Annotated in this window: 1 protein-coding gene and 1 pseudogene; both read left to right on the top strand. The window is 72.0% G+C overall.

Annotated features, from left to right (window positions below; genetic code table 11):
- Positions 1-354: 354 nt before the first annotated feature.
- Positions 355-5644, top strand: a pseudogene (locus EEJ42_RS01345) (type I polyketide synthase); the annotation flags it as partial.
- Positions 5645-5659: 15 nt separating this feature from the next.
- The coding region (locus EEJ42_RS01350; RefSeq protein WP_221179303.1) for a beta-ketoacyl synthase N-terminal-like domain-containing protein at positions 5660-5856 on the top strand (197 nt) is incomplete at its 3' end.

Genomic DNA, 5856 nt, shown 5'->3' on the forward strand with positions numbered 1-5856 from the left:
TTGGCGGTGTCGCGGCGGGCGCAGGGGCTGGCTGGTGTGTCGTTGGCGTGGGGGATGTGGGAGCAGGCCGAGGGTATGGGGGGTCGTCTGGGTGAGGCGGATATCGACCGGCTTCGGCGTCAGGGGTTCCCGCCGCTGTCCACGCGGGACGGGCTCGCGCTGCTGGATACCGCTTTGCAGGTCAATGAGCCCGTTGCGGTGCCGGTCGCGCTGCGGACCGCGTCTCTGGCCGGGGTCCGGGACAGTCTGCCGGGTGTGCTCCAGGCGCTCGTCCCGGCCGCCCCGCAGCAGCGCCGCACCGCAGGCCGGTCCGCCACTGGCAGTGGCAGCGCGCTGGCCCGGCGTCTGCTCGGGCTGTCCGCGGATGAGCAGGAACGCATGCTGCTGGATCTGGTGCAGACGTCGGTCGCCGGGGTACTCGGACATGCTTCGGCCGCGGCGGTCGACACGACCAGGGCGTTCAAGGATCTCGGTTTCGACTCGCTGACCGCGGTGGACCTGCGCAACCGGCTCGGCTCCGCCACTGCCCTGCAACTGCCCGCCACGATCGTCTTCGACCACCCCACGCCTGCTTCCCTCGCCGGGTATCTGCGTGAGGAACTGCTCGGCGTGGTCGAGGAGCAGGCCGCGGAAGATCGCCCCGCTGTGCGTGCGGGCGCTGTCGATGAGCCGGTCGCGATCGTGGGGATGGGCTGCCGCTATCCGGGTGGTGTGACGTCGCCGGAGACGTTGTGGGAGCTGGTGGATTCCGGTGGTGACGGGATGTCGCCGCTGCCGGTGGACCGTGGCTGGGACACGCGGATGCTGGACGACATCGCGGCCGTCGGGGGTTTCGTGGAGGACGCCACGGAGTTCGATGCGGAGCTGTTCGGGATCTCGCCGCGTGAGGCGCTGGCGATGGATCCGCAGCAGCGGCTGTTGCTGGAGACCTCGTGGGAGGCCCTGGAACGGGCGGGCATCGACCCGTTGTCCCTGCGCGGTTCCCAGACCGGCGTGTTCGCGGGTGTGTCGGCCAACGGCTACGCCAGTGGCCAGGAGGACGACCCGGATACGGAGACCGAGGGGTATCTGCTCACCGGCAGCACGCCGAGCGTCGCATCGGGCCGGTTGTCGTACGTGCTGGGCCTGGAGGGCCCGGCGGTGTCGGTGGACACGGCGTGCTCGTCCGCGTCGGTCGCCCTGCACCTGGCGTGCCAGGCGCTGCGCGCGGGCGAGTGCGAGATGGCACTCGCCGGAGGCGCCACCGTGATGGCCACGCCAGGCATCTTCCTGGAGTTCGCCCGTCAGGGCGGGCTGGCCGGGGACGGCCGGTGCAAGTCCTTCTCGGACGCCGCGGACGGCACCGGATGGGCGGAGGGCGGCGGAATCCTCGTACTGGAGCGGCTTTCCGACGCGCNGCGGAATCCTCGTACTGGAGCGGCTTTCCGACGCGCAACGCCTGGGGCACCCCGTGCTCGCGGTCGTACGCGGGAGCGCGGTCAACCAGGACGGTGCTTCCAACGGCCTGACCGCGCCGAACGGCCCCTCCCAGCAGCGCGTCATCCGCCGGGCGCTGAAGGCCGCCAAGGTCTCGCCGTCCGACGTGGACGTCGTCGAAGCGCACGGCACCGGCACCACGCTCGGTGATCCGATCGAGGCGCAGGCACTGCTGGCGACGTACGGCCAGGACCGCGCCGGAGCCGAGCCGCTGTGGCTGGGCTCGATCAAGTCGAACATCGGGCACAGCCAGGCCGCGGCCGGCGCGGCGAGCGTGATCAAGATGGTCATGGCGCTGCGGGCACAGCGGCTGCCACGGACCCTGCATGTGGAAGAACCTTCGTCCCACGTGGACTGGGAAGCCGGGGCGGTGAAGCTGCTGACCGAGGCCCGTGCCTGGCCGCGCGGTGAGCGGCCACGTCGGGCGGGTGTCTCGTCGTTCGGCATCAGCGGGACCAACGCACACGTCATCATCGAGGAAGCGCCGACCGGTGATCCGGCTGTCGCTGCGGAGCCGGAGGGCTGGGACGATCCGAACGAGCGGGAGGACCGGCCGTCGGCCGAGCTGCCGCTGGTCCCCTGGGTGCTGTCCGGCCGGAGCGAACAGGCGGTGCGGGCGCAGGCCGGGCGTCTGACCGCCTTCCTCGGCGCGTACGAGGAGCACGCCCCCTCCGCGGTCGATGTCGGAATGTCGCTGGCGACCACCCGCGCCGTGCTCGACCACCGCGCCGTGGTGCTGGGGCGCGACCGCGATGCGCTGCGCGTCAGGGCGGCGGCCTTCGCAACCCCGACCGGTACCGAGGGTACCGATGCCACCAACGCCACCGATGGGGCCACCGACGCCACCGTGGTGTCCGGTGTGGTCGGCGACGGCCGGACGGCCTGGATGTTCACCGGCCAGGGCAGCCAGCGGCCCGGCATGGGCCGCGAGCTGTACGAACGGTTCCCGGCCTTCGCCAGGACCCTGGACGAGGTCTGCGACTGCCTCGACACAGAACTGGAAGGCACCGCCGCGTTCAAGGTGCCCGTGCGGGAGGTGCTGTTCGCCGACGAGGGTTCCGCCGAGGCGGAGTGGCTGGACCAAACCGGCTACGCGCAGACCGCGCTCTTCGCCGTCCAGTCCGCGCTGGTGGACCTCCTACGCTCCTGGGGAGTACGCCCGGACGTGGTGCTGGGCCACTCGATCGGCGAACTGGCCGCCGCCTACGCCGCCGGGGTCTTCGAACTGGCCGACGCCGCCCGGCTGGTGGCGGGACGCGCCCGGTTGATGCAGGCGCTGCCCTCGGGCGGCGCGATGGCGGCGATCGAAGCCACCGAGACCGAGGTCGCCGGGATTCTGCACGGACTTCCCGACGGCGAGCGGGCGGCGGTCGCAGCGGTCAACGGCCCCACCGCCGTGGTGATCTCCGGCGACGAGGACGCGGTCGAGCAGGTGATGGACGCCGCACGGGAGCGGGGCCGCCGGGTGTCGCGGCTGCGCGTCAGCCATGCGTTCCACTCCCCGTTGATGGAGCCGATGCTGGCCGAGTTCGCCGAGATCGCGGCGAGCGTCACGTACCGGCAACCGATTCTCCCAGCGGTCAGCACGGTCACCGGTGAGCCGGTCGGCGAAAAGGACTGGGCGAGCCCGGACTACTGGGTGGACCAGGTCCGGCAGCCGGTTCGGTTCCATGACGCGATCGAGGCGACCACGGGCGGGCAGGGCGTCGGCCGACTGCTGGAGATCGGGCCCGACCCCGTCCTGACGGCACTGACCCGGTCCGGAACCGACAGCGTGGACCCCGCGTTTTCCGTGGCCGCATTGCGTGAGGGCCATGCCGAGCCCGAAACCGTGCTGACGGCGGTGGCTGAGCTGTTCGTACGCGGCGCCAAGGTCGATTGGGCGGCGGTGTTCGCCGGGACCGGGGCCGAGCGGGTGGACCTGCCGACGTACGCGTTCCAGCGCCGGAGGTTCTGGCTGCGGGACCGCAAGACCCAGGGTGTGACCACAACCGACGTGGGCCTCAGCGGTGCCGAAACCGAGTTCTGGAACCTGGTGGAGCAGGGCGATGTGGCGTCCCTTGCCGGCCAACTCGGCGTCGACGCGGGCACACCGCTGGACACCGTGCTGCCCATGCTGTCGACGTGGCGCAAGCGGCAGCAGGAGCAGTCGGCGCTGTCGGGTTGGCGCTACGGGGTGGTGTGGAAGCAGATGACCGTACCGAGTACGGGCCGCCTGTCGGGGACCTGGCTGCTGGCAGTGCCGGAGCGGCTGACCGCCGCCCAGGACGGACTGGCCGAGCAGTGCGCACAGGCTCTGCGGGCGGGCGGCGCGGCTGAGGTCACCGTGCTGACCCTCGCCGCCACGACGAGCCGCGAAGCACTCGCCGACCGGATCCGCGCGACCTCGGCGGATGGTGTGGTGTCCCTATTGGCCGAAGCCGAAGCCGAAGCGCAAGAACCCGGCGACGGACCGGTGCCCATCGCGACCGCCATGACGCTGACGCTGGTGCAGGCCTTGGCCGACGCCGAGGCCGAAGCGCCCCTGTGGTGCCTGACCCGCTCGGCGGTCTCCGTCGGAGCGGGCGAGCGGTTGGCCAACCCGGCGCAGGCCCAGTTGTGGGGCCTGGGCAAGACGGTGGCCTTTGAACAGCCGCAGCGCTGGGGCGGCCTGGTCGACCTTCCCGAGGACGTCGGGAAGCGGAGCCTGACCCGCCTGGTGTCCGTCCTCGCCGCGAGTCGCACGGACAGCCACACGAACGGCCACACGAACGGCTACGAGGACCAGGTCGCCATACGCTCCTCCGGTGTGTACGCGGCCCGGCTGACGCGCGACACCACGCGGGGAGACGGCGACGGCTGGCAGCCGCACGGCACGGTCCTCATCACCGGCGGCACCGGCGCCCTGGGCGCGCATGTGGCACGTCGGCTGGCCTCCCGTGGCGCGGACCACCTCGTGCTGGTCTCCCGGCGCGGGGCACAGGCGCCGGGCGCGGCGGAACTGCGGCAGGAGCTGTCCGGACTCGGCGCGCGGGTCACCGTCACCGACTGCGACATCGCCGACCGCCGGGCCCTTGCCGCCGTGCTGGACGGCATGCCCGAGGACGCGCCGCTGACCGGCGTCGTACACACCGCGGGGGTCCTGGACGACGGGGTCGTCACCGAGCTGACACCGGAGCGGCTCGCCGGGGTACTGGCCGCGAAGGCGGATGCGGCGCGGCATCTGCACGAGCTGACGGCGGACCTGGAACTGGACGCCTTCGTGTTGTTCTCCTCCATCGCCGGGGTCCTCGGCAACGCGGGCCAATCCGCATACGCGGCGGGCAACGCACACCTCGACGCCCTCGCGCAACACCGACGCGGCCTGGGGCTGCCCGCCACATCGGTGGCCTGGGGGCCGTGGGGCGGCGACGGGATGGCGGCCGACGGAGTGGCCGAGGAACGGTTCCGCCGCTCCGGTGTTCGCGTACTGGACCCGGAGCGGGCGGTGGCCGCCCTCGACCAGGTACTCGCCGACGGCCGGGCCTGCGCGACCGTCGCCGACGTGGACTGGGAACGCTTCGCGCCTTCGCTGACGCTCGCCCGGCCCAGCGCGCTCATCGCCGACCTGCCCGAGGCGGCCGCGGCGCTGACCGCGACCGCCGACGCCGACGCCGAGGGGGCCGGCGAGCTAACCCGTCGGCTGCGGGACCTGCCCGCCGCCGAGCGGGAGCAGTCGTTGCTGGATCTGGTGCAGACCCAGGTCGCCGTGGTGCTGGGGCACTCGTCCGCCGCCGCGATCGACGCGGACCGTGCGTTCAAGGACTTCGGCTTCGATTCCCTGACCGCGGTGGATCTGCGTAACCGGCTCACCGCGGCCACCGGACTGCGGTTGCCCACCACGCTGGTCTTCGACCACCCGACCCCGGCCTCGCTCGCGGGTCATCTGCGTGGCGAGCTGTTCCCGGACGACGGCGACGACGCGGATCCCGGTCTGGACGAGGAGCGGCTGCGGCACGCGCTGGCGTCCGTACCCCTGGACCGATTCCGCGCGGCGGGACTGATGGACGCCCTGGTGCGGCTGGCCGCCTCCGGAGAGGACGAGCCGGAAGGGGCGGAGTCCGCGGAGGAGGGGGCGATCGCAGAGCTGGACGTCGACGATCTCGTGCAACTGGCGCTCGGTGACGACGAACCCTTCGAACAGGACTGATCGGGGTCACAACAGATGACTGCACCGTACGAAAAGGTCGTCCAGGCGCTCCGGAAGTCGCTGGAAGAGACCAACACGCTCAAGCAGCGGAACCAGCAGCTTCGCGCGGCCGCCCGCGAACCGATTGCCATTGTGGGTATGGGGTGCCGTTTTCCGGGTGGTGTCGCTTCTCCTGAGGGTTTGTGGGAGATGTTGGTCTCGGGTGGTGACGG

The sequence above is a fragment of the Streptomyces botrytidirepellens genome (assembly GCF_003721215.1).
Classification (GTDB): domain Bacteria; phylum Actinomycetota; class Actinomycetes; order Streptomycetales; family Streptomycetaceae; genus Streptomyces; species Streptomyces himastatinicus.